Source organism: Shewanella basaltis, assembly GCF_023283885.1.
Lineage (GTDB): Bacteria > Pseudomonadota > Gammaproteobacteria > Enterobacterales > Shewanellaceae > Shewanella > Shewanella basaltis.
This window is the reverse complement of record NZ_JAKILA010000019.1, coordinates 59,369-83,286: the sequence shown is the minus strand read 5'-3', so window position 1 is coordinate 83,286 and position 23,918 is coordinate 59,369. Positions and strand designations below refer to the sequence as shown.

The following is a 23,918-nucleotide window of genomic DNA, read 5'->3' as shown; positions in this document are numbered from 1 at the left end:
AAACAATCAAACCATTGATTTTAATGATAAAATATTTAGTCAAATTAATTATCAACCTTTAATCTGTTATCATTTTGTTTACATGCCACCTTTGTTGACGAAACTTTTTTTATTCATTAATAATATTTTTGGTAATTGGCCTGGCCGATTACCAATAATTAAAAATATAACAATTGGTTTTATTTAATTCCAAGAATAGGGAGTTTTCCATGAGTTCAGTAACATTGACTGCCAAAGCAATACGCCGCAGTTTATTCGCTGTAGCAGCAACAAGTGTCGCAACAACAAGTTTGTTTTCTTCTGCTGTTATCGCGGCAGATAACGAGAAAGTTGAACGTATCGAAGTCACTGGTTCACGTATCCAGCGACAAGACATGGAAACGGCATCCCCCGTGACCGTTATTTCTGCCGAATCAATCCGTGCAGAAGGTTTTACCTCTGTCGATGAGTTGCTACAAGCTCAAACGTCAATGGCCGGTGCCGCTTTAGGTTCAAGCTCAAACAATGGTTCTGATGGTGTAGCGCAAGTTGACTTACGTGGCATGGGTTCTCAACGCACGTTAGTGCTGCTAAACGGCCGTCGTATGGTGAACTCAGGTTCAGGTGCAGACAGCTCTGTGGATTTGAACTCTATTCCCGTGGCAATGATTGCACGTGTTGAAATATTAAAAGATGGTGCATCGGCCGTTTATGGTTCTGATGCTATTGCAGGTGTGGTTAACATCATCACCAAAAAAGATTTTGAAGGATTCCAATTAGACCTAAACGGCAGCACTACCAGCGAAAGCGATGGTGAAACGGGTGAAATCAGCGGTTTATACGGATTTAATACCGACAGCGGTAACTACACATTTGGTGCGGCTTATTCAAAGCGTGAAGGCGTGATTCAATCTGACCGCGATTGGACTGAGCCCGGGTACAGCTCTTATCTTCCAACCGGTTCACTCGATGGTATGGTGCAAGATGGTGCCGGTGGTTGGGAAGAACGCTCAACCGGTTATGATTATACGACAAGCAGCTACTACCAAACGCCAAACGAGCGTTACAGCTTGTTTGCTAACATGGTTCAAGAACTCGACAATGACCTAGTATTAACGGCTGATGCACTTTATACCAAACGTAAATCTGATCAACAGTTAGCACCACAACCGGCATCAGTCATGCTAGATGTGTGTGATAGCGATGCGGATAGCTCATGTGTCACCTTGACCGATGCAATGACAGATGCTGGTATTTCAGCTGATGACACAGGCCGTGTTGAATATCGTCGCCGTATCACAGATGCTGGGCCACGTATTTATTCACAAGATACCGATACATTCCGGATCTCAGCGGGTCTTGCGGGTGATCTTGATATTAATAAAGGTATGAACTGGGATATCGCTTACACCTACGGTAAGAACAAGGCTGAATCTACCGTTGCAAACTCAATTAATGCAACCAATCTGTCTGAGTCAGTTTATGCCAATCAAGATGCCTGGTTCAGTGGTGATGCATTAACAACTGCAATTGTGGATGACATCAGCTATACCGACAATGCTGATGGCGGAAATGAACAACAGGTTATTTCTGCGGGCCTAAACGGTGATTTATTTGATGTAAGTGCGGGTACCGTCGCGTTTGCGATTGGCGCAGAATACCGTTACGAAAGCGGTTATTACAACCCCGATCCTGTGACTGTTGCTGGCGACAGTACTGCTGCACAGCAAGATGCAACCGATGGCAACTACGATGTCATTTCAGTATTCCAAGAAGTCAGTGTTCCATTTACTGACAAACTCACCGGTGAATTTGCACTGCGCTTTGACGATTACTCAACATTTGGTAAGGCCTCTACCTGGAAAGTTGGTTTAACCTATGAAGCAACCGATGATTTAATGCTACGTGGTGTTGCAGCTACTGGGTTCCGTGCGCCAAGTATCAGCGAACTTTACGGCGGAGACACAGGCTCATATGACTATTTAGAAGATCCATGGGGTAACGAGCAAGATTCACAAATCTTGGTGCGTTATACCTCAGATGAAGATCTACAAGCAGAAGAATCAGATTCATACACAGCGGGTTTAGTCTACTCACCTAGTTACGTTGAAGGGTTATCGTTAACGCTTGATTATTGGCGCTTCAAAGTAACTAATGCCATTACTCGTTTAGATGTTCAAGCGGGTCTTGATGCATGCTATGCCGATGCCTCATCTTCATCGTGTGAAACCTTTAATATTGGTTCAAATGGTGATTTAACTAATCTCACTAGCTCTTTAACTAACGTCGGTAGCCAAGATACCAGTGGTATCGACTTCAACTTAGCCTATAGCTTTAGCGCATTATCACTTGATTGGAAAATCAACAACGATACCACCTACTTGCTAAACTTTGAGCAAGAAGGCATTGATTATACGAATATGATCGACGGTAACTTTGGTGCTTATGCTGAATTACGCAACAACTTCAATATTCAAGCTGGCCAAGGTGATTGGAATGTTATCTATTCGAACCGTTATATTGGTGAAATGGAAGATCTAGGTACCGGCGATGATGTTGATGCCGTGCTTTATCACAACATTGCGGGTACTTATCATGTGTCTGACATGGTTACACTTAGTGCTGGCGTGAAAAACATCACTGACGAAGAGCCTTCAAATGTGTCTAACGGCAGCGATGGTGGTACGGTACCAGAAGTGTATGACACTGTTGGTCGCCAGTACTACGGCGGTGTCAGCGTTAAGTTTTAATGGGTCGCCTTTTCATGCCCATTAACCACTAAAAAAACAGCCTGCACACAACAGGCTGTTTGTTTATTTCCCCATGCAGTCAACGTGGGGAAATGACGTTATACCCAAGTGATAACCAACAAGTGATTAATACCAATCCGGCTAAGCTTGTGTCTCAGCTAATGCTTGGGAATCAACAAACTTAGCAGCAGCTAACAGCACATTAATATCGGCATTCGGTTTGTGGGCATTTTCACTTAAATGACGACGCCAACCACGAGAACCTGGTAACCCCTGGAACAAACCAATCATATGACGAGTGATATGATTTAAGCGGCCACCTTGGGCTAAATGCGCCTCAATATAGGGGATCATCTGCTCAATCACTTGTTCGCGAGTCATAACAGGACTATCAAGACCGCATAATTGTTGATCTACCTGAGCCAAAATATACGGGTTTTGGTACGCCTCACGCCCTACCATCACCCCATCGAGTTGCGCTAAATGTAACTTCGCTTCTTGTAGCGTTTTAATGCCGCCATTAATACTAATATTAAGCTGTGGGTAATCACGTTTTAATTGATACACGCGATCATAATCCAGCGGCGGAATTTCGCGGTTTTCTTTTGGGCTTAACCCGTGTAACCAAGCCTTGCGAGCATGGATAATAAATGCAGTACACCCTTTTGCATTTACGGTTTCAATAAAATCAGTTAAAAATGGATAACTGTCTTGCTCATCAATACCAATGCGGGTTTTAACCGTAATAGGGATATCTGTAACTTGCTTCATCGCATCGACACACTGAGCAACAAGCTCAGGCTCTGCCATTAAGCAAGCACCAAAGCGGCCATTTTGCACTCTATCTGACGGACAACCTACATTCAGATTAACCTCATCATAACCACGCTCTGCAGCCAACTTAGCACACGATGCCAAATCAACAGGGTTAGAACCACCAAGTTGCAACGCCAACGGATGCTCTTCAGTGTTATAAGCTAAATAATCTCCTTTACCTTGTAATATGGCCCCGGTAGTCACCATTTCGGTATAAAGTAGCGCCTTAGCCGACATTAAACGCGCAAAGTAACGGTAGTGGCGATCCGTCCAATCCAGCATAGGTGCTATGCTAAACGTTCTATCTAGCTCAACCCTTGGTGTATCTTGCTTTGAGTCTATATTTGATAAATTCATTGTTCTCACATTTTGGGTTATTTTTACACGTTTTTGAGCATTTTTAGTTGCGCGGGGAACCTATAGGGAACCATAATAGATTGGACTATGGTAACGGGGAACCTCAACAATGGCGTCTTACAGTATTCAAAAACGTGATAAAGCTGACGGCACAAGTAAGTATCGCTGCTTAATCCGTGTTAAGAAAAAAGGCATCGTATTATACACGGAGCAAAGAACTTTTACCAAAAGGTTGCCAGCTGAGGCTTGGGGCAAAGAGCGAATTGTTGAAATTGAAAAAGACGGCTTTGAGCAAGATGAAACGGTGCTCCCTACTCTTGGTGAGATAATCGATAAAACATTGGCTGACCAAAATATCAATAGCACTATTGGTCGGTCTAAACGTTTTTGTATTCGTTTACTGGGTGACTGTGATATCGCCAAAGTCAGAATTGATAAACTAAAGCCTCAAGATGTGATTGAGCATTGTCAAAGTAGAAAAGAATCTGGCACAGGGCCTGCAACAATCAATATCGATGTGAGTGTTATCCGCTGGTTACTAAAAATCGCTAAGTCTAATTTTAGTTATGAGGTCTCCCAAAGGGCGGTGATTGATGCTTATGATGCACTCTATAATCAAAATCTCATTGCCAAATCAGCGCGGCGTTCGCGTAGGCCGACGGTTGTTGAAATAGAAAAATTAAAGGTTGGACTAGAAGAGCGATCAGGCAAAAGAGCTGCACATATTCCTTATGTTGATTTGCTCGACTTCTCTATTTTAAGCTGCATGCGTATTGGTGAGGTCTGCAGAATTTTGTGGGAAGATGTGGATGAGACACAAAAAGCGGTGATTGTGCGTGACCGTAAAGACCCTCGTAAAAAATCGGGTAATCACATGCTGGTGCCGCTATTGGGTGGGGCGTGGGAGATATTACAAAAACAACCACGTAATGATGAGCGGGTATTCCCGTTTAATGAAAGGTCTGTTGCGGCGGGGTTTCAACGGGTTAGAAATGAATTGGGTATTGAGGATTTACGCTATCATGATTTACGGCGTGAAGGGGCTAGCCGGTTATTTGAAAAGGGTTACACTATTGATGAAGTTGCCCAGGTGACAGGCCACCGCAACATCAATACGCTGTGGCAAGTTTACACTGAGCTATTCCCGAAGCGGTTACATGATAAAGATGTAAAAAAATAATCTTGGTGTTACTCACAGACAACGGATTTGGAGTAAGCGCTAATTGCTTTTGCATTCAATGCGATAATCTAAGTCCGTAGAAATTAACCATCCTAAAAAATTGCTTTATCCTATTGATTTAAATGACGGTGATTTGATTAATTCTACGATCTTATTCAATAAAAATGTTGCGTATATGCAAAAAATGCCTTAAAGATATACAATACAAAAAAGATATTGCCAACAAAGCTACAAACAGTATAATGCGCGTCCAAAGCAAGTAGGAGTTCAAAATGCGTACAAACGAGTTAGTTATTCGATGCTATGCCAAGAAAGAAGGTGAAGCTTGGGTGGCTGTCGCTGTTGATTTATGTTTAGCTGCGCAAGCTGAGTCTATTGAGTCTGCTAAAGCAAAATTAGAAGACATGATACATTCTTACATAAATGATGCTTTTACTATCGATAATCAATATGCACACCAGTTACTAAGCAGAAAAGCACCTCTATCACAAAGGTTTGAGTATTACTGGGCTGCATTTGTGACTAAATTTACTAGTAGAATCAAAAATCAGTCTAGACTTTTTGACGAAGTTCTTCCGCTTAGATTAGCAAATTAAGTCACTTTGTTCCCTTTTACTAAATATGCACCACCGACTTGTGCAGAAGTAAAGCGAGCCTTAAAGAACATGGGGTTCCAAGAGTACCCACAGAAAGGCACATCTCATGTTCATTGGAAAAAAGTAGTCAACGGTTCCTTATTTAAAGTTACCGTTGACTGCCCTAAAGCCCCCTTCTCTAAAACATTAGTTAGTTCTATGGCTTCACAAGCAGGAGTTTCAGTAAAAGTATTTCTTAAATACTGTAATGATAAGAAACTTAGGACTGATCCACATATAAGCACTTCCCTTAAAAACTAAACCTCTATCTCTACAAACGCTAATGCGGGTGCAGTCCCTAGCACCCTGCCGTCTTGAACGTAGATGTGATCGCCAACGCTGCCTGAACCGATGACTCGTTGCGTGTGGTTACTGGCAGTGCTGGCGGTGACGGTGCCGTCGGTGTTGACCGCGTTAATCGTCATGATTAAGCGCGGGGCGCTTAAGCTTTGTTGTAACTGCTTTAACATTACGATTCCTTATGCTGATTTAGATACAACCGCTTATGCAACGTGGCGAACGACGGTGATGGTTTGCTCTACATCGATGTCGCCAGTATCGCTAACCGATGCGTTGATAGTGACTGAGTCGCACGTACCTTTGAATACCTCGACACCTTCACGAACGCCAATCAACATACCAGGTGTTGCGGGTGGTAAGTCTGCCATTATCGGTAAACTCATATTGATATTAAGCTTGTTGCCCGTGTCGGCCAGTGCGTTGGTGCCGGCTGTTCGTGCTGCTTGGTTATCAACAATTAATTGAGCGCTGATGTCATCGGCGGCGATATTGCCAGCGGTACCCGCGCGTTTTACTTTTGCGCTAATACCCTGCTGCTCACCGCGCAGCCAAACCACATTGCACTCGGTACCGATTTCTTTTGATTCGCTGTAATTGGTGATCACAGCATCGTGCACGGTTAAGTCTGGTGTTACACCATCCATTAACCACGGCACGGTTGGCCAGCGTGGTACCACGGTTAATGCTTTGGTTTCATCGTTTGATAACAGCATGCAACCCAATTGCGCAACGGCCTCTTGCACTGCATCGATGGGTGATTTATTGCCAACGCTAAACGCGCCTGCAGGTACGTTAAAATCAACAATGCCATTAAGGGCGATTGTCCAACCCGTAAATTGCAACATGTCGGTGAGCAAACCCGCAAAACTGCGTGATGTTGCGTTGGTATAGCTGATTGGCAATACATACGGCGTGGCTAATTCGGCGCTGCGGCTGCGGCCAGTTCCGCGATACGTTTCATTTCCAAACACTTTGCTTACACTGGTTTGCTCTACCAAAACAAAAAACTCATAGCCGTTAATGCCGACTTTAAGCAGTTGGTTTTCAGCACGGCTGGCATCGATGCGACTTGAAAAATCGATACTCACCGAACTGGCCCACTGGCCACGGCTGCGGCTGATACTGATATTACTGATCACAATCGGTACGTCATCAGACACACGCACACACGTAATAGTTGGCTGCATTAAATAATACCTGCGCAGTTGGGGTTCTATGGGGGTTTCAAAATCAAGGCTTGGCAAGCTTGGGTTGGCTTCGATTAGCCCGCCGCCATCGTCAAAATAACAATAGTTAGCTGATGTCGTAAAACGTAACTGCAATGGGCTGGTTGAACTGGCCCAAGGTTCGCTAAACCGAATCGTTACTTTGCCGGTTGGTGGTCGATAACGGGTTGAGCAAATCCAACTCGCAGTATGCGGCCCCCAAGCAATACTTGGCTGAGTTAACCGAACATTGCCATAGCTGTACGCGGTGGTGATATCGTTAACTAACTCAGCACCATTACACCAGTTGATATTGGCTTGGAACGTATTCAGCGTTGGGGTGACTTGCCAATCTACAGACATAATTGTGCTGTGTTGATTTGGTACCAGCCAAGGCAAAGTCACGCTTTGTTCAACACTCGGCGCGACAAACCATTGCCAATTTGTGGTTAACTCAGTTAACGCATTGCCAGCATAATGTATTACTGTTTGCTGTTGAGTCAGTGGTTTATTTTGCCATTGGATTTTTACGCGATAGTCTGTTGCAGGATTAGATAGCACACCTAACTGAATTTGATTACCGAGCTGTTGGCTTGCACTTATCAGTTGGTAATCTTTTGCAGCGCGCAATGGCGGTTGCCAGGTAACGCCCAAATGAATACCCAAAGACGGTGCGCGGATTGGCGGCTCTGGTACCACTTCGCCTTCAAAGCGAATAGTGACAGGCGAACTGGCATTTGGCCAAGGTTGACTAAGTCGTAATTCAATCATGCATTAGCATCTATTAAATCAGGTTTAACGCCGTCAACGATAGCAGCATTATACTCTTGATTATCATCAAAAATAATCACTGACAACTCTCCTGTTGTTGCATAAATCGCTGGTAAAATAATGTTAACTAAACCAGCCGCTTTTATGTTACTTGCATGAAGCACATTAAATTGACGGTTGTTTATAACTAATAATCTTTCCGCTAGCGGGTCAACATCAACCTGCAATTTTGAAACCAGCCGGACCGGTTTAAACTCAGGCAAAATAGGTGAAATTATCTTAGTCATACCAAGACTCCAAATTCACAAAAAATTGAACGCCTACGGGATTTGTCATGCCAAAATGAGCGACACCATTGATGTCAATAATTAATGGCCAAGGTGTATCTAAATACCCGTTGCAATTACACATCAAGTACCCTGGTACATCCCCGCGGATAAATGGTGACTTAGTGCTTAAATAGGCTGGCGTGCCTGCTCTGTCCAGCGTCCCAAACGATTGTTCACTAAGAATTACTTTAAAATAGATTGGAGTAACCCCCCTGCTTTCAACTGTACCAGCCAATGCTCTGGTCGTTATATATGGGGTGTTATATTTCATGTACATATTAGACGAGTGATCAAAACCGTCGGTATCGTATAATTTATTAAACTTATGATCGCTAACAAGTGCTGCTAAACTTTCGCCGTACGTCCCTGTATAGTCATCAGCGTGTCCATCCCCAAGCAAAACCGTAAACGCACCGGCATCAATGCCGTGATAACTATTAATATCACCAACAAAAACTAACTGTTTGTTGGCCTTGTAATCATAGCTACCATAGTAAACGCAATCGGTCGATCTAGAATCTCTGAGCTGAAAATAAAACCCTCTTTCTGTACCAATCAAAACCCACCCCTTATCAAACTCACCAACCGCAAGTGGTTTCTGATAGCTAACTCGTTGTAAATCATCCAAACCAGTAGCAATCTGAGCTGTTTTAATATGTACATTATTGGCCCAAGATCCAGTAGGCGTAGCATCAAATCTTACATACGAACCAGTCCCTGAAATGGGTGAGTTTCTGAAGATAACCCTTTTCCCATCAGCACTTTCAAACTCATTTGTCCAACCTAAAGACGCTTTATTACCGTACCCTTCAACTAAACACTTTTTTAATATCGCAATAATTTCTGACGAACTGGGTGTCGATAACTGCGGCGCCCCTGCATCATCCCAACGATAAACCGTTACTGGTAATCCCATGATTTTCCTCACACGAAAGCGGTACCAACATTACTGCTGGCACCACTGTCTTTAAAAAGTAATTAAGCTTCGTTACCGCGAAACGCCAATACGGCGCGGTCGGTGTTGATTTGGCTGTGGCCTGCTTGCACGGTGCGAATTGGCATAACCGGTTTAGCACTGGCCACGGTGGCAAAGCGAATGGCCTCGCCCGGGTTCCAACCGGCACCGAACGCGCCGGAGCGGATCACAAAGTACGGTTGATTGGTTAACGTATTAATTGGGGCAAAATCGTTTAACGTATCGCCCGTGGCAATTTGACCAATACGTTTACCGACACAGCGGAACGCTGTGCTTGAGGTAAACACTATCGCCCAATCTTCATTCACCGCCGCAGCGTTGGTGACCTCAATCGGGTAATCAACCGTGTTTAAATTGCCTTGGGCGGCCTCGCCGTCTAGGTCCCAATTGTTCGCCCAACTGGTCATGTCGCGCACCTTGCCGACTCGCGCTTGTAAATCACCGAGTATCTGCACACTGGCCACGCTAGAACCAATAGGATACTCACGCGACAACGCCGCCGAAATGGTCACAGTATTGGTGTTAACAGCCGTGACTAACGCCAACTCGCTAATGGTGTCACTTAAAATAAACGGTGCAGTAAAGCCGCTAAAGTCACTGTTTAACGTGACCGTGCCGGCTGCGCTGTCAACGCTAAAGTGATCACTGGTAGCGGTCCACAAACTGGCGCCAGTTGAGTCGGTAATATCAACAAAGTTACTGCCCGTGCGAATGGTAATGACCGTGCCGCTACTTGGGCTAACTACGTTTTGATAGTCAGTGTGTGACACAGCAACTGTGCCCCACTGCCTGAAAATATCGACAATTCCAGCATTGGGTATGCGCAGCGGGTTAAGGCCGTAAATATCAGCAGGTGGCAGGTTGCGCACCTGCTCGGTAATGTCATAGCGCAAGGTGCTTAGCTTAACATCTTGAGTAAACGACAACTGCACCAGGTTATTGACAATACTGCCGCTAATGCCTGTGCCGGTTACCGTGCCGTTGGCATCACTGCTGGCGCTGATTAACACATCGCCCACGGTAAACACCTGCACGTAAAAGGTATCTAACACGGCATCGCTGGCGTTTAATACAAACGTAGCCACGCTGGCTGACTCGGGCGCAATCACTAAGCCCACATACTCAAGATTACTCATGCCAGACTCTAGCGTGATACTGCCCGTTTGATAGTCCACAATAGCGGCGCGGATTTCTTCACGAGTAAGCGTTCCAAAACCAGTGTAAATAGTGATGTATAACGCGCCATCACGTTCAGTAAATTGATAAGGCCCACCTTGATAAGTCACCTTGCCGGTTAAGGTGTTGGGTACTAACTCGCGATCTGCAGGAAATGCATCGGCGTTGTCATAGTTTTGATACGACACGCCCGAGATATACTGCAACGACACAGGGGTATTGAGGTCAGGTTTACGCGATAACGTCACGCTAACCGTGTCACTACTCACCACCACAATGGCATCGTCACTGCCGTACTGAATGCCACCCGATGTATAACTGGTGATTGGGGTGTAATCTATTGCCGTGTTATCACCTTGTAATACATCAACCAAGGCAAACTGATAGCTTTGCGCCGTTGTCGCATTTTGGGTCACCGTTTTACGTACTATGTCGCCGTCGCTAATCGCTTGGCCTGTTTTAACTTGCTCGCTTAGCACCACTGGCAACAGGTTTTGCTGCACAGAAGCAACGGCTAGGTTCTTGTTGCTACTCGCGGCAGTTAACTTACTCACGCCATGGAACGTTAACGGGCTGGCCTCGTTCGTTAATCGCAGCTTAGTGCAGTTGGCGGTGGCATTAATGGTAACGTTGTACTCAGGGGTTGCAAAATCAATCGGCGGGTCGAATACAATATTGCCCTCACTGTTGCCTGCCCCGTTGGTGTCAGTCACCATGGCGTAATGTATTTTGCGTGGCCAGTCTGCATCTTCAACGCCAGGGTATTCCACTGCAATGGCAATCACTTGGCCCACGCGCAAACTGGTGGTTTTGCGGTACTCTTTACCGTCGAACGTATAAGTAGACTGTAAATACTCGCGGCTAAAGCTGTTTTGATTCGGTAAAAAGCCTGGGGCGCCAGAACGGATTAATGACCCCGCCGTGACTGACGACTCTAATATTTCTTTCATTTCGACCATGCGGTCTTCATCGTCTAATGCATCGGCCTCAACCAACAGCATAGACACTAGCGGGTCGGTTGGCGGCTGACTAATAAACACATGGGCATCGAGCAATGTGGCTGTGTCTGTGGTGTCTAATGCTGGGTAGCATTTAACAACATCGAGTGACGATTGCGCGTGGTCGATGTCTGAAATGGCAGTAAACAATTCGTTTAATTTGCCCGACTCCACCGCGTTACGAGTACGCTGGCCGCCTGCGTCGTCACTGGTACCAAGCAACTCGGGTTTAAATATCTTTAATTTATTACGGGTAATGCTCATGGGCCACCTGTGTTTATCAATAAGCGAAAAAGAGTTACAGCGTTAAAAAACGTAATACCACGTTGGTGAGCAGCGGATACCCGCCTAGCTGGTCGTCCACGTCATCACCAGTTATCACGCTGGTTTGGGTGTTATCCCACACCACATTAATGTCGGTGCCATCGTGACTAATCACAAACTCAGTTAATGTGCTGGCCGCATGGGCTTGCAGTTGTGCAAACTCACTGCGGGGCATCCAGCCGTTTTTGCTGCCAAGCTCTAGCGCTATGCCTGCGGGTATCACGGTTTGCTGAATATGCGGGGCACCGTTAAGCGCCCGCTTCATGTTGGCCGCTACCCGCTGGGTGTTATTGCGGTTTAGCCAGTGTAGTGGCTCGGTTAACACAATAGTGTCGATGGTGGTGTTATACATATCGCCTCTGTTTATTCGTTGCGTTAACGCTAACCACCTACAGATTGCAGGCGCTTAATTTCAGCTACCAACTCATTCACAATGCTGCGTTTGGCCTGTGCATCAAATGTGCTGTTACCCACTTGCAGTTGCAACACCACCGTGTCGCTGCTGGTTGCGGCGGTTGTTGTGGTCGTGGTTTGGGTTTGAGTTGCCGTGGTTTTGGCTGCTGCCGTTGCGGTCGTGGTGGCGGTTTGTTGCTTGGCGGTTTCGGCGTCACTAAGGGCCTGCTTTTCGCTGGCATCTTGCTGGGCTTTAAGCTCAAGACTTTGCGCCCTTTTTAAATCACTCAGGCTTTTTTGAAGCTTTGAAACTAACTGGCTATTACCATATGCTTCAGCCTTGGCAATTAAGTCGTCAATCTCTTTTACCTCACTAGCAAACTTGCGCTTAATGATATCCTTTTCATTGCCAAGAGCCGTGTCTAAACGGTCTTGAATATCCAAAGTAGTAGCATTAATGTCATCAGCTAAATCTTGAAACTTAGCGCGGGCATTATCAATGGCATTAGTCAGCGGTTGTAATTGCACATCCGACAACCCTAAAATACCACTGGCTGCTTGAGCGGCCATTTTGTCGAGCGCTTCTAGGCTGTAGGTGCTGCTTTCTATGTCATCAATTTGCCTTCTTATTGATAACGACGTTTGCAGTTCGCTGTAACGGCGCTTTTCTTCACCAGCCAAATAAGCTGTTTGCAAGATACCCATTTGCTCAATTCGGCTTATGAGTTCGTCTGCGCTGGCAGCGGTATCGATATAAGTTTGCCCGGTATCAAGCATCACGCTACGATGTGCGACAGTTGCGTCACGCAGTGCAATGTATTGATCGGTTTGGTTTTCTAAAGACTCGCTGTTTTCTTTGTTGGCCTCGGTGTTATCCTTAACTGCTGCGGTGGCCTCTTTGGTTTTTTCGGCATTTTCTTCTTTTTTTCGGGAGCTTTCTCCAACAACATCGTTTAAGTCAGAAAGTGTTTTCTCAAGCGTTTTTGTTTGAGCATCGTACTCTTGCTTGGTTAGCAAGCCTGCTCTAAAGTTGCGGTCGAGTATTTCTAGTTGACTTTCGTACTCGCGCTGTAGAACAAGCAACTCTACATATGTTGCGTTTTCTATTTTTGCAAGCTCAACAGATTCTCGTTTCATGTCAGCTAAGTTTGCTTCTTCCTTAGCTAACTTGGCTTTAATTAAAATGAGTTCATTAGTTGCCTTGTTCTCATCTTTTAAAGCTTGCTCTAGTGCACGTATTTCAGCTTCGGTGCTAACAATACTTTCTTGTAAGCCTAACTGCTCATCTGACAGCAGTGCTGTGCCCGCTGTAGCAAGGTTAACTTCATTAACCGTTTTGTCATAAGCGCTGGCTAATTCTTGTTGCGATATAGTCAGTTCTTTTTCAGTTAACAGCCCTTGTTCATACTGCGCCTGTAGCTCTTTGCGTTTAGCAATAAACTGATCTGTTAGTTCAGTTTGGGTTGCTGCGCTCGTATTACTTGCATCAACCTGCGTGGCGTAACTTTTAAGTGAATCCTTCAGTATATTTGACGCCTTAGCCAAACCCTCAGCAGATATCACCCCTTTTGCGTAAAGCTCATTTAATGACTTTTGGCGCCCCTTAATATCAATTAGCGCTTCAGAATACGTTAAAGTATTGTGGTTTAGCACAGCGAGATTATCAGCATGTTCAGCCGCAGCATCAGCAGCTTTTTTATCTTCTTCCGCTTTTTTCTTGCTAGCCTCGGCCGCCTTTACTTTTAATTGCGCCTCAATTTCGGTTTCGCGATTGGCCCGTACTAAAGCAGCAGTGAGCTCTCGGTAAGTGGTTTCAAGGTCTTTGTTATAAGTGCCAGATAATAGAATGTCGTTTATCTGGTTACGTTGATCAATCGATAGGTTTTTAAGCGCGTCTTTGTATTTTACCGTGGTATTAATTAAGCCTTCATAAGCAATAGAAGACTCACCATTCATGCGTTTATTTAGCGCGATAATATCTTCTTGATCACGCTTAATAGCCTCGGCAATTGTCGCGCTACGACTTTTAGCATCCTCAACTTGCTTTGCTGTAACAAACTCAACACCCGATAATTTACTTGCTGAACGCAGCGCTTCAAGCGTGGCAATATTCATATTGCTTAATTCTAACGCAAGCGAATTAACACCTATGCTAATGGTGTTTAAGCCAGCAGCAAAGGCATCCATGGTGTATTGGAGTGCGCTAAAAGACTCATCAGTCCCTGCCGCAAAATTATTAATATCAGCGAGTAAATCTACAAAGCCATTAGCCAGCTCTGGTATGCGTTCCATCAGTTGAATAACGTTTTCATCTACCGCATCAATGGCATCGCTGGTTGCCCGTATTGCAGTATCAACTTCGTCTGAAAATGCCTCACCAATACTTGTTGTCAGCGTGTGGAATTTGTTTTCTAGGCGACCAATAGCCGCAGACTGATCTGCATAAGCTTTAGCGGCTTCCTTCATGTGGTAGTCGCCAGCAATATAAGCTTTGTTAGATAATTCTAACGCCGTTTTTAAACGGTCTGTGCCATCAGCTAATACACTGAGCACACTCGTTGCTTCAACACCTTCAATGCCCATCGACTTAAGCGCATCAGAAACGAGGCCACCCTCAGACTTAACACGCTGTAAGCCCTCAAGAAACTTAACCAATACTTTTTCAGGTGCGGTGCCTAAATCTTTTTCAATTTGGTCAGCCGTTTCACCGGTAATTTTAGTTAGCAGCTCTAAATCATCGCCACCTTTTTTGCTGGCCTCATTAATTGCTGCGCCTAATTTTTGAATAGCTGTACGTGACCGTTCGGCGGGTTGGCCTAACTCAGCAAGGGTTGCACCAAATGCAGCAGATGCCGCAGAACCTAAATTGATTTCACGGGTACCAGTGACAATCTCTTTGGTCATGCTGACAATGTCAGCCTCTGTAACGGCAAAATCATTACCTAACGCAACCACTGAAGACGACAGGTTTTGTATTTGTGGAATACCTTCTTGTGTCATTCCCAAAATGCGCGCAAGCATGGTGGCCGCTTCATCACCCGCTAGGTTTGTTGATAAACCAAGGGCATCAGCAGCCGCGACTAAGTTTAAAATATCTTCCGTAGACTTAGTGCCTAACTGACCTGCAACCTCAGCCATTCGCAACAATTCATTGGTGCTAGTTGGGGTAACATTCTCGCCCAGGTCTTTAAGCTCAGACGCCATTTTAACAACGGCCTCACGGGCATTCCCTGTGGTTTTTTCAACTTTAGTGATCGCCGACTCTAATTCACCATAACCTTCAACACTTGAACGAACAGACTGAATAGCCGTTTGGGCAGATAGCAAAACAGCATAGGCTTTAGCTAACGCATTAATGGCTTTAGTGGTGATTAAGGTTTGCTTATTGGCGGCACCCGCTGTTTTTTGACTACTATCAAGTAATTTTTCATGCTGGCCTAACTTGTCATTCACCCCTTTTAAGGCTTGTTCAGCGGCGGCTTGTTTGGTTTTTAAGTCTTTGCTGGCATCAGCCAGCTTGCCCATATCAATGCCGGCTTTATTCAGCACCGCTTGCTGCTTGTCTAACTCCGTTTTGTTACTGTTTAGACTTCTGCCAAGCTTGGTTAATTCTGAACTTGCCGTTTTGACCTTAAGCGCATACTCGCCTTTTTTCTGGCTAGCTTTGTCAACTTCGCTGCTTATTTTTTTTAGTTCAGCGGTTTCTTGTTCAAGTTCTGTTGCCAAGCGGGTTGCGCTAGTTGCAGTGCTTTTTTGGGCTGCATCTAACTTTTGCAAATCATCTTTGGCTTTGGCTAATGCTAACGCTTGCGACTGACTGGCTTGAGCGCCTTTATTTTGGGTTGCGGTTAGCTTATCAACCTCCGCACTTGCTAGCTTTAGCTGGTTGTCATACCTTGCTAACTCGGCCACCGCTTGGTTATATTCAGTTTCAATACGGGCTGTAGAATTAGCCGCAGCAACCTGTGCCGCGTCAAGTTGCTTGGCTTCAGCGGCAACTTGCTTTTGTTCTTTTTTAAGGTTTTCTAATGCTACTGCATTATCAACATAGGCTTTTTCGCCTTTTTTAACTGATGCAGTTAGCCCATCAATGGCCTTAACTGCCGCTTCTTGACGCTTTAAATCATCCAGTTCAGCATTCAGTTTTTCGCTTTGTGCTGCAAGCCCAGCTAATGCCTTTTCAGACTTCTTGGCCTCGCTAGTAAATAAATCCTTGCCTTGGATGATCAGGTTAATAACTTGGTCTTTAAAACTCATGGTCGCCTCTTCTCATATTGTTGATACACACAAAAAAACCAGCAATTGCTGGCTTAAAATTTGTTGTTTTTTATCTCGACTTGCCACAAAATCCTTGCACACCAAATACGCTAAGGAAGCATCATGGAAGAAAAAATATTTTTGGATAAGGGTAAAGTGGTAGTGAGTAACAGCCGATTTATTGTTGACGGACAAACTTATGCAATGAGCAATGTCACATCAGTTAAATCGGGGGTTATTGAAGGTTCGCACTCGCAAACCTTTATATTGATACTTATTGCGCTAGCTTGCTTTGCTGCTGGTACAATCGGTTTTTTTATGGCTGTAATTTTTTTCGGGTTAGCATATTACAATGCAAAACAAGTGAAAAACACTTACACCGTAATACTCAATACCTCCGCAGGTGAAAACAAGGCGCTGAGTAGCCACGACCAAGCATATGTAAGCACTATTATTGCGGCACTTAACGATGCAATCGTTAGCCGCGGTTAAACGTATTGCTCAGCTAAGTGATAACAAATTGACAAATGCGCCTGAGTGGGGCGATACTAATGAGGCATTGGCAAAATCCAATGCCGGGATTCGTACCCCGCTATTTATCAAGGCGCAATGTCGCCAGCCACGTGCTGGTTTTTTATTGCGTGACTCAGCGCACCACTACTATGGTGGGCTGGGTGAGGCAGCCATTTGGCTGGCCGCTTCCTTGATGCGGTAGTACGAACCTTGCTCAGCTCATCACCCAATGTTTCGTACCGTTTGGTGATGATTACTCACGATATCAAGGAGTGTCACCCAATGAACTTACAACAGTCTAAAAACTACCCTGCACAACTGGTTTTTATTAACGGCCAACAAACCATAACCAATTCACTTATCGTTGCTGATTACTTTGGCAAACAACACAAAGATGTATTACGTAAAATTGGCCAAATAATGGTTGACGCCCCAAGCGATTTTACGTCAGCGCATTTTTGCGCTAACGTGCAAAATCAACAGGTTGGCACCAGTCAGCGTGATTTAAAGTGCTACCACCTAACCAAAGACGGCTTTATGTTTTTAGTCATGGGTTTTACGGGTGCAAAGGCCGCTGAACTTAAGATCAACTTTATTAATGCCTTTAACGAAGCCCAAGCAAAACTAAGCCGCACCACCCACCCATTTGAGCGCCAGCGTATGATGTTTACTTGGGAGGCTGGCAGAATAGTCAGCTCGCAACCGATACATGACGACCAGTTTGTGACTAGCCGTGATAAATTAGTGCAGTACATCCGCGAACCACGCTTTTTAACCTTAGCGCAGCTGCTTGAAATTAGTGAAGCGGCAAATAAGCAAATTGCAGCCAGCGTTCGATTTGTTGAAAGCCAAGCTCGATTGCGTTAATTAGTCTTACATTAAAAAAGCCCACAGCGGTTAACTGTGGGCTTGAATGTTGAACTATCCGGATATTCCGGACAGTTCAATTACGCTGCGCTACGCACAAAGAACTTAGACTTACCCGTGGCAACAATGCTGCTGTCGGCCAGTACGCCACCTTCGATATCGAACGAACCGAAGTCGTCGCCAATTAAGTCTAGGCCCGATGTTGGGGTTGGCTTCCAGCGGTAAAACTTAAGCACGCTTGGCTTGCCGGTTACGTCGTTAATACCGTCAACCACCACCTTCACTTCTTCGCCTGACTCAACCAGTGCTTGCAGGGCGTTACCCGCTTTACTGGTGTAAGTCACTTTAAGCGATTCACCTGCGGTAATGGCACCTGTGCTTAATGCACGAATACCCGCGGCACTGACAATGTAATCGTCGTTGACGTCATAGGTTGTAGAACCTGCTGAGTTAGTGACCGTTACCGCAATATCGGTATCAATCATTTTTGCGGTGTCGGCTAGGCCATCTAACACAGCAGTAATGGCTTCGTCTGTTACCGACTCGGCGGTTAACACGTCAATTTTACCGCGCAGTGCTAACGCTAGGTTGGCGTTGCTAAAGTCGTTTAACGTCATTGATAGGTTAACCGATTTAACCACGGTGATTTCAGCAGCGTTACCGCCACCACCGCGATAGTTTGGCTGCTCTTTGGTTTCTTGCTCGATTGAAATGTTCACGCCGCTGGCGTTACCCACGTCGCGGCCGTTGACATACACGATGCCCGAGCCGATATAACTCTCTACTACGGTTTCGCTCATAGTTGTTCTCCAAATGGTACTGTATGAATTAAGGTTAAAGTGATGACCGCTAATCCATGTTTTTCATGGGCTTCGGGCATAATGTATTTACATGCTTCGGACTCTTTAAACGTAATAGCTTGGGGTAGCCATGACGGTTTCTCGGTATTACGTTCGTCTTTAAAGAGTGCGCTGCGAATGTCGCGAACTAGGTTGATTAGCTCGGCGGTGGGGTTGGTTGATTTACTCAGATTAATGCCGGCAACCACTTGCAATACCAAATCATCGCGGTATGGGTTAATGCCGTTTTTAGCGCCGAACAAATCGGTGTAAGGCTGCAAAAAAATGAATTGATCATCCTTTACAACCGACTGACCATAAAAACCTTCGCGTACAGTCGCGCCGTCAACCAATTTGAGTCGGTCTATTAAAGCTTGGATCATGGGGAACCTCTAAACAGGAATGTAACTACTTAGCGTATTGGCCATATTTTTTACGCAGATGGGCAATAATGGGTGGCTCTAAATCGTCACGCATATACTTAAATGCCCCCCAAACTGATGGGCCGTATAATGGCTTTTGGTCTACCGTACCTGCCTTTTTGGCTTTATGCTTCCCTAGTTTTCTCCAAGAATTATCTTTGCGCTTACGCATAAACATTACTTGGTTACCGTTTTGACCAATAATAGTAAATGCTCCCTTAAACCAAACTGGCTGGTTTTTATAAGCACTAACATCATAACCATTTAATACTCTTTGCCCTTTTTTCCCTGTTCTGTAACGTGGCTTAGCCATTCTCGTCAAGCTAGCAGCCCTGTACCTTGCAGAAATATGGGCGGTCAAATCATTGGGGTTGATACTAATAAAAAAATTATCTTCCACATATGATTTTGACTCATAACCAAATTTGTTAAATATTTTATCTACCGCAAGATTTTTTCCAAAAAAAGCAGCATCATCAATAGCCTTAGCGATAGCTGGTGCTTGTACATCACGCATCCGCTTTAGCTCTTTCGAAACCTCCTTAAACCCTTGTGTGTTTATCCACATATCTAACTCCCGTATAAAATACTTACAGCGCTAAGTAAATAAACGTCACGGTAATTTCATCCCGCGTATGCAGTTGAGTTAACCGATGCTGCTTACCATTTAACTCAAACACATCATCAGCCATTACCTCGCCTTCTTGCTGCAAAAACTCGGCAATGTTCACTGGCGCTTGCACGTATTCATTACTGAGATCTATTTCGGTTGGCGGCAGGTGAACACTACGACTAAAAGCGGCTTGACCCGATGAAGGGGTAAACTGGCACGACTGTGCCAGTTTGATGAACGCACGGGTAAGCTTGGCGCTTATGCGTTCGTTAACGCTAGGCATTGATTTTTACCCAAACGGTATCGCTTGGGTTAGCAGCTGCTGCCCACGCTTTACCCGCTAAGGTATTGCCCGATGCGGTGGAGGTGATCATGCCGTCTGACTTGATATACACCTGCGCACCTTGGGTGATGTCGTCGGCGGTGACTTTAGGCAATTCAAACACGCCTTCGGTTGCGCCTACGCCCATTTCATCAATGGCAACATTGCCAAGCGACACGGCAACTACTTTGCCCAACAACACTGTCCCACCACTGGCAACGGCTGCCGTGGCGGTAAAGTCGATGGTATTACCATCTGAAATACAATTTTTCATGATTCATTCCTGATAAGAATTGCTGAAATTTAAGCATAAAAAAGCCGCTAACGATTTCGATAGCGGCTTGTTTTATGTTTACGTTATACGCCTGTTGATTTAACCAAGCCACGGTGATCAAGTGGTGACACACCCGCATCGATACGCACTTTTGTTGCAACACCGTCAACAGTAAAGCCTTGTTGCTGCTCAATGTAAGGCGTGTCGATTCCGTCAAGGTATGCCACTTCAATCGTGTCTTCACCTTGTGCCGCTGATAAGTACCACTCTTTATCGCTTTTCGCTTTTAAGCGTGGTTCAGATAACACTTCAACAAAGTCGCGGATTGGGTTAGCAACACCTGAGTTTGCATCAGTACCTTTAACCGACGTTGACTGAATAATTTGCAGAACCGCACGCTTAAGATTTGGCGGTACCAATGCAAACGCTGGCATGATGTTTAATGGCGATTCGCCAATCATTTGCGATTCCATTAATTCAGCAGCAATACTGAACGCTTCAACGCTTGGCGCACCTGATGTTAAGTTGCCATGGTCAGCATGGAACAAGGCTTTACCGTCGTTCATTTTGCCGTTTTTGGTTAATACAGCCCAGAACAAGTCACCAATGGTACGCTTGGCCGCTTTACCCATTTTCATCGGTACGCCCATTAACATATCCATGTCGTCATTAATAACCGTTTGGCGTGTTAATGTGAAAATACCGCCATAGGTCGCCAAGGCAATCTTTTCAGCGTGGTCGCCAATGGTGATGTACTTGTACTCAGCACCGTCTTTGACTTCTGGTAAGCTTTTAAACTCACCCATGCCAACACGATGTGCCACTTTAAAGTCGCTTAACTGACCTTTTTTAGCGATACGTTCAAAGGTTTCTTCGGCATCAGCCCAACCTTTTAACACTGACTTGTTGGCCACATCTAACATGATGTTACCGAAATCAGATGAGGTATGAGTAAACGCTAACCCCACCATTTGCATGACGTTCATACCAGCACAACCGATACCACGGTCGGCTAACGATGCTCGAGCCAGTTCACGCAAATTGTAACTGCCGTAAGCGTTGTCTTTATGTGCTGCTTCATGGCCAGCGCGTGCCATTAGTTGCGCACGAATTGAGTCACCGACAATGTTACCGTTACCCGCATGAATGATCACACTGTTAGGCTGTGCAGCTAACGGTGTAGTGCCTTCGCCAAGCTTTGCCAAAATCATGTCTTTGGCTTTGTCTGCATTGATGGTTGCATCTGCAATACAGGTATTTTTAAGTTCTGCTAATTGCGGGAACGTGGCGAACGCAGCATTAATACCGCTAATACGCTCAGCGTTAAAGGTAATTGCAGCGGCTTGAATATCCGCTTGCGACGGGGCAGCGGGTGCTGGTACCGATGCGGATGGTGCTGGGGCTGCTGGCGCAGGCGTGTTGGTTGCACCAGGTACATTCCCCTGCGGTGCAAACAGGTTTTTTAGAGCTTCAGGCATATTAGTAAAGTCCTTGAGTCTTTTTGAGTTGAGCGAAGCCGCCATTTGCAGCGGTTCAGTTAGGGTGTTGGCGAAACCTTTTTCAACCGCTTCGCGGCCAGTTAGCCATGTTTCAGCTGCCAAAAGCGTGTGTAGCTCATCTTCTGGCAAACCTGTTTTTTGTTGATATGCGCCAACTAAATTGCCTTCTACTTTGTCGAGTAAGTCAGCATATTTGCGCATGTCGTCGGCGTCACCTAATGTGCCGCCCCATGGTTTATGCACCATCATCATGGCGTTTTCTGGCATGATGACTTCGTCAAATGCCATGGCAATCACACTGGCCATTGATGCGGCAAGGCCGTCGATATGGCAAACCTTGTGCGCGGGGTGACCTTTGATCATGTTGTAAATCGCCATGCCCTCGAACACGTCACCACCCGGTGAATGGATGCGCGCCGTTAAGGTGCCGATTTTGCCTAATGCTTGTAAGTCGCTGGCGAACTGACGGGCACTAATGCCCCAGCCGCCAATTTCGTCATAAATCATTAACTCGGCATTACCGTTTTGAGCCTTTAAGCTGTACCAGCTTTTGTCGGGCTTATTGGTCGGCGTCAGGGTCAGGCTTGCTTGTGGTGCGAGCATCATTGCGGCGGCCAGCGCCAGTTGTGTTTTTTTCACTTGTGGTTACTCCGTTTTGTGGCTCTGGGTCGTTACCCGTGACCATGTCGTTTTCGCGGTTAAACTTAACCTCACGCTGGCGTTGGCGTTTAACTTCGCTTGGGTTACGGCCACGGGCGCGCGCCCAATCAGCCTCGGTTGCGGCATTACCGGCTATCATCATTTCCCAGCCTTGGGATTCTTTGCGTGGGTCAATCCATGGCATGGTTGGCCCGTAGTACACCGCATCAAACAAGGTGCGGGTGTCTAGGTCTGGCGGCAGGGTTAATGGGTCTTGCTTGTTCATTAACTCCATTTGCAACCAGTTTCTAAATGCTGGCCTTGCCCAACCGGCACAAAACCATTGCTGCATAATGCGGTTTGACTCGTCTTGCTCGACCAACTCTTGGCGTTGGCTTGAGTAGCTGCCTTGATAGTCACGGGCAATGCTTGAATAACTGCCTCGGGTACCTGCGGCGCACGCTTTTAACTGACCATTACGAAAATCGACTAAGTGCACGTTGGGGCGGTTTGACTCAATCATGCCGACGTCTTCACCCGGTGCGAGATCGTCGAATGTCATGCCGGGTGCAATGTTAATTTCGCGGCTTTGGCTTTCGCCAGAATCGGGAATAAACATACTGGCGTCACCGCGCTTAATGTAAAACGCTAGCGCGGCGGCAATACGGGCGGCGACTCGTTCAGATTCTTCATAGTCTTTAATGTCGCCAAGGCGGGTTAAAATACCGTGAAAAATACTGATACCGCGCAACTGGTGCAGGCGTTTAAATAAGCCCAGGTGCAACATGTTGCTGGCGGGTACCGTTTTTGTTTTGTAGCGAAAGCCGATTTGGTCAGACGGGTGATCAAGCAGTACATGGTAGTTAACCACTTGGCCCCAAACATTAACCTCCAACCCTTGGCGCACTCGGCTTGATACATCGTTAAGCTCAAACGGGATGTAATCAGGCTCTAACGCCTCGATGCTGTATTGCGTGCCTTGCGGGTTTGGGTGACCAAACTTGGCCACTTTTCCGCGCACTTGCTGGCCGAATACTTCACCGTCGCGCAGTGCGGTACGTAACACCAAACGTTCTAACTCTGGTCGCGTGTAGCGCCCTGTTACGTCAGGCTTTAATGACCAGGTTGCAAAGCGGCGCTGTATTTCATTGGCCAGTTCGTCGAGTATTTCACCGCTGATACTGCGGGGTTGTGGCTCAACCACAATACCTTGGGCGCCAATGACCCGTTCTTCCATGCGGTCTAAAATGCCAATGCTGAGGTCGTGGTTTTCGTCTAACCAACGGGCTTGTTCTCGCAAGCTTTTACCTGCAGCAAATACCGCTTGGTTGGCGCCGCGCCCCTCTCTATTGGCTTTGTGGGTTCGGCTTGGGCTGGCTGCTTCGTAACCTTTTAGGTTGCGATAACTCATGGCCGCAGCCTGCCGATTTAGCGCCCACTTAGGGGATATAAACGATAGTGCATCGTTGATAATGCTCATATTG

General features: G+C 45.8%; 22 protein-coding genes. 7 read left to right on the top strand and 15 right to left on the bottom strand.

Features of this window, described 5'->3' with window-relative positions; genetic code table 11:
- Window positions 1-209: 209 nt before the first annotated feature.
- Entirely contained in the window at window positions 210-2,729 is a 2,520-nt protein-coding gene (locus L2703_RS14005; protein ID WP_248971701.1) for a TonB-dependent receptor plug domain-containing protein, read from the top strand.
- A gap of 141 nt (window positions 2,730-2,870) precedes the next feature.
- Here the strand turns inward: L2703_RS14005 and dusA are convergent, their stop codons facing one another.
- Entirely contained in the window at window positions 2,871-3,902 is a 1,032-nt protein-coding gene (gene dusA, locus L2703_RS14000; RefSeq protein ID WP_248971700.1) for a tRNA dihydrouridine(20/20a) synthase DusA, read from the bottom strand.
- Window positions 3,903-4,011: 109 nt separating this feature from the next.
- On the opposite strand from dusA, the gene L2703_RS13995 reads away from it, so the two are divergent.
- The 3 genes from L2703_RS13995 to L2703_RS19105 all read left to right on the top strand — a co-directional run bounded on the left by L2703_RS13995 (window position 4,012) and on the right by L2703_RS19105 (window position 5,978).
- Entirely contained in the window at window positions 4,012-5,082 is a 1,071-nt protein-coding gene (locus L2703_RS13995; protein ID WP_248971699.1) for a tyrosine-type recombinase/integrase, read from the top strand.
- 272 nt (window positions 5,083-5,354) lie between these two features.
- The gene (locus tag L2703_RS13990) at window positions 5,355-5,678 is read left to right on the top strand and encodes a hypothetical protein (RefSeq protein ID WP_248971698.1); all 324 of its coding nucleotides are present in this window, start codon (window positions 5,355-5,357) and stop codon (window positions 5,676-5,678) included.
- 6 nt (window positions 5,679-5,684) lie between these two features.
- Window positions 5,685-5,978, top strand: coding sequence for a type II toxin-antitoxin system HicA family toxin (locus L2703_RS19105; protein WP_428848660.1), 294 nt, complete (start codon window positions 5,685-5,687; stop codon window positions 5,976-5,978).
- Here L2703_RS19105 and L2703_RS13985 read toward each other — a convergent pair.
- From L2703_RS13985 to L2703_RS13955, 7 genes are all read right to left on the bottom strand, one after another.
- Window positions 5,975-6,187 carry a hypothetical protein gene (locus tag L2703_RS13985; protein ID WP_248971697.1) on the bottom strand — a complete coding sequence of 71 codons (213 nt, stop codon included), beginning with the start codon at window positions 6,185-6,187 and terminating at the stop codon, window positions 5,975-5,977. The genes L2703_RS19105 and L2703_RS13985 overlap by 4 nt on opposite strands.
- Before the next feature lie 33 nt (window positions 6,188-6,220).
- Window positions 6,221-7,993, bottom strand: a complete 1,773-nt coding sequence (locus L2703_RS13980) for a hypothetical protein (RefSeq protein ID WP_248971696.1) — start codon at window positions 7,991-7,993, stop codon at window positions 6,221-6,223.
- Window positions 7,990-8,280, bottom strand: a complete 291-nt coding sequence (locus L2703_RS13975) for a hypothetical protein (protein WP_248971695.1) — start codon at window positions 8,278-8,280, stop codon at window positions 7,990-7,992. Before L2703_RS13975 ends, L2703_RS13980 begins: the two co-directional genes overlap by 4 nt.
- The gene (locus L2703_RS13970) at window positions 8,273-9,238 is read right to left on the bottom strand and encodes a hypothetical protein (protein ID WP_248971694.1); all 966 of its coding nucleotides are present in this window, start codon (window positions 9,236-9,238) and stop codon (window positions 8,273-8,275) included. The genes L2703_RS13975 and L2703_RS13970 overlap by 8 nt, the downstream gene beginning before the upstream one ends.
- A 62-nt stretch (window positions 9,239-9,300) precedes the next feature.
- Complete coding sequence (locus L2703_RS13965; protein ID WP_248971693.1) at window positions 9,301-11,736, bottom strand: hypothetical protein; 2,436 nt, start codon at window positions 11,734-11,736, stop codon at window positions 9,301-9,303.
- A gap of 34 nt (window positions 11,737-11,770) precedes the next feature.
- Window positions 11,771-12,148: a hypothetical protein gene (locus L2703_RS13960; protein ID WP_248971692.1), complete on the bottom strand. Its 378-nt coding sequence runs from the start codon at window positions 12,146-12,148 to the stop codon at window positions 11,771-11,773.
- A 29-nt stretch (window positions 12,149-12,177) separates the two neighbouring features.
- Window positions 12,178-16,446 carry a phage tail tape measure protein gene (locus L2703_RS13955; protein ID WP_248971691.1) on the bottom strand — a complete coding sequence of 1,423 codons (4,269 nt, stop codon included), beginning with the start codon at window positions 16,444-16,446 and terminating at the stop codon, window positions 12,178-12,180.
- Between the two features lie 123 nt (window positions 16,447-16,569).
- Between L2703_RS13955 and L2703_RS13950 the strand changes: the two genes are divergently transcribed.
- From L2703_RS13950 to L2703_RS13940, 3 genes are all read left to right on the top strand, one after another.
- Entirely contained in the window at window positions 16,570-16,938 is a 369-nt protein-coding gene (locus tag L2703_RS13950; protein ID WP_248971690.1) for a DUF6232 family protein, read from the top strand.
- Window positions 16,916-17,161, top strand: a complete 246-nt coding sequence (locus L2703_RS13945; protein WP_248971689.1) for a hypothetical protein — start codon at window positions 16,916-16,918, stop codon at window positions 17,159-17,161. The genes L2703_RS13950 and L2703_RS13945 overlap by 23 nt, the downstream gene beginning before the upstream one ends.
- Window positions 17,162-17,241: 80 nt before the next feature.
- Entirely contained in the window at window positions 17,242-17,826 is a 585-nt protein-coding gene (locus L2703_RS13940; RefSeq protein ID WP_248971688.1) for a Rha family transcriptional regulator, read from the top strand.
- An 80-nt stretch (window positions 17,827-17,906) separates the two neighbouring features.
- Here L2703_RS13940 and L2703_RS13935 read toward each other — a convergent pair whose 3' ends face one another.
- From L2703_RS13935 to L2703_RS13905, 7 genes are all read right to left on the bottom strand, one after another.
- The gene (locus L2703_RS13935) at window positions 17,907-18,626 is read right to left on the bottom strand and encodes a phage tail tube protein (protein ID WP_248971687.1); all 720 of its coding nucleotides are present in this window, start codon (window positions 18,624-18,626) and stop codon (window positions 17,907-17,909) included.
- Window positions 18,623-19,048 (bottom strand): hypothetical protein, encoded by a 426-nt coding sequence (locus L2703_RS13930; protein WP_248971686.1) that lies wholly within the window; start codon window positions 19,046-19,048, stop codon window positions 18,623-18,625. Before L2703_RS13930 ends, L2703_RS13935 begins: the two co-directional genes overlap by 4 nt.
- Window positions 19,049-19,073: 25 nt before the next feature.
- Window positions 19,074-19,655: a hypothetical protein gene (locus tag L2703_RS13925; RefSeq protein WP_248971685.1), complete on the bottom strand. Its 582-nt coding sequence runs from the start codon at window positions 19,653-19,655 to the stop codon at window positions 19,074-19,076.
- Between the two features lie 22 nt (window positions 19,656-19,677).
- Window positions 19,678-19,983, bottom strand: coding sequence for a hypothetical protein (locus L2703_RS13920; protein ID WP_248971684.1), 306 nt, complete (start codon window positions 19,981-19,983; stop codon window positions 19,678-19,680).
- Window positions 19,976-20,296, bottom strand: a complete 321-nt coding sequence (locus tag L2703_RS13915; protein WP_248971683.1) for a DUF2190 family protein — start codon at window positions 20,294-20,296, stop codon at window positions 19,976-19,978. The genes L2703_RS13920 and L2703_RS13915 overlap by 8 nt, the downstream gene beginning before the upstream one ends.
- Window positions 20,297-20,379: 83 nt before the next feature.
- On the bottom strand, window positions 20,380-22,434 hold the full coding sequence (locus L2703_RS13910) for a ClpP-like prohead protease/major capsid protein fusion protein (protein ID WP_248971682.1): 2,055 nt from the start codon (window positions 22,432-22,434) through the stop codon (window positions 20,380-20,382).
- Window positions 22,355-23,914 (bottom strand): phage portal protein, encoded by a 1,560-nt coding sequence (locus tag L2703_RS13905; protein WP_248971681.1) that lies wholly within the window; start codon window positions 23,912-23,914, stop codon window positions 22,355-22,357. Before L2703_RS13905 ends, L2703_RS13910 begins: the two co-directional genes overlap by 80 nt.
- Window positions 23,915-23,918 lie beyond the last annotated feature (4 nt).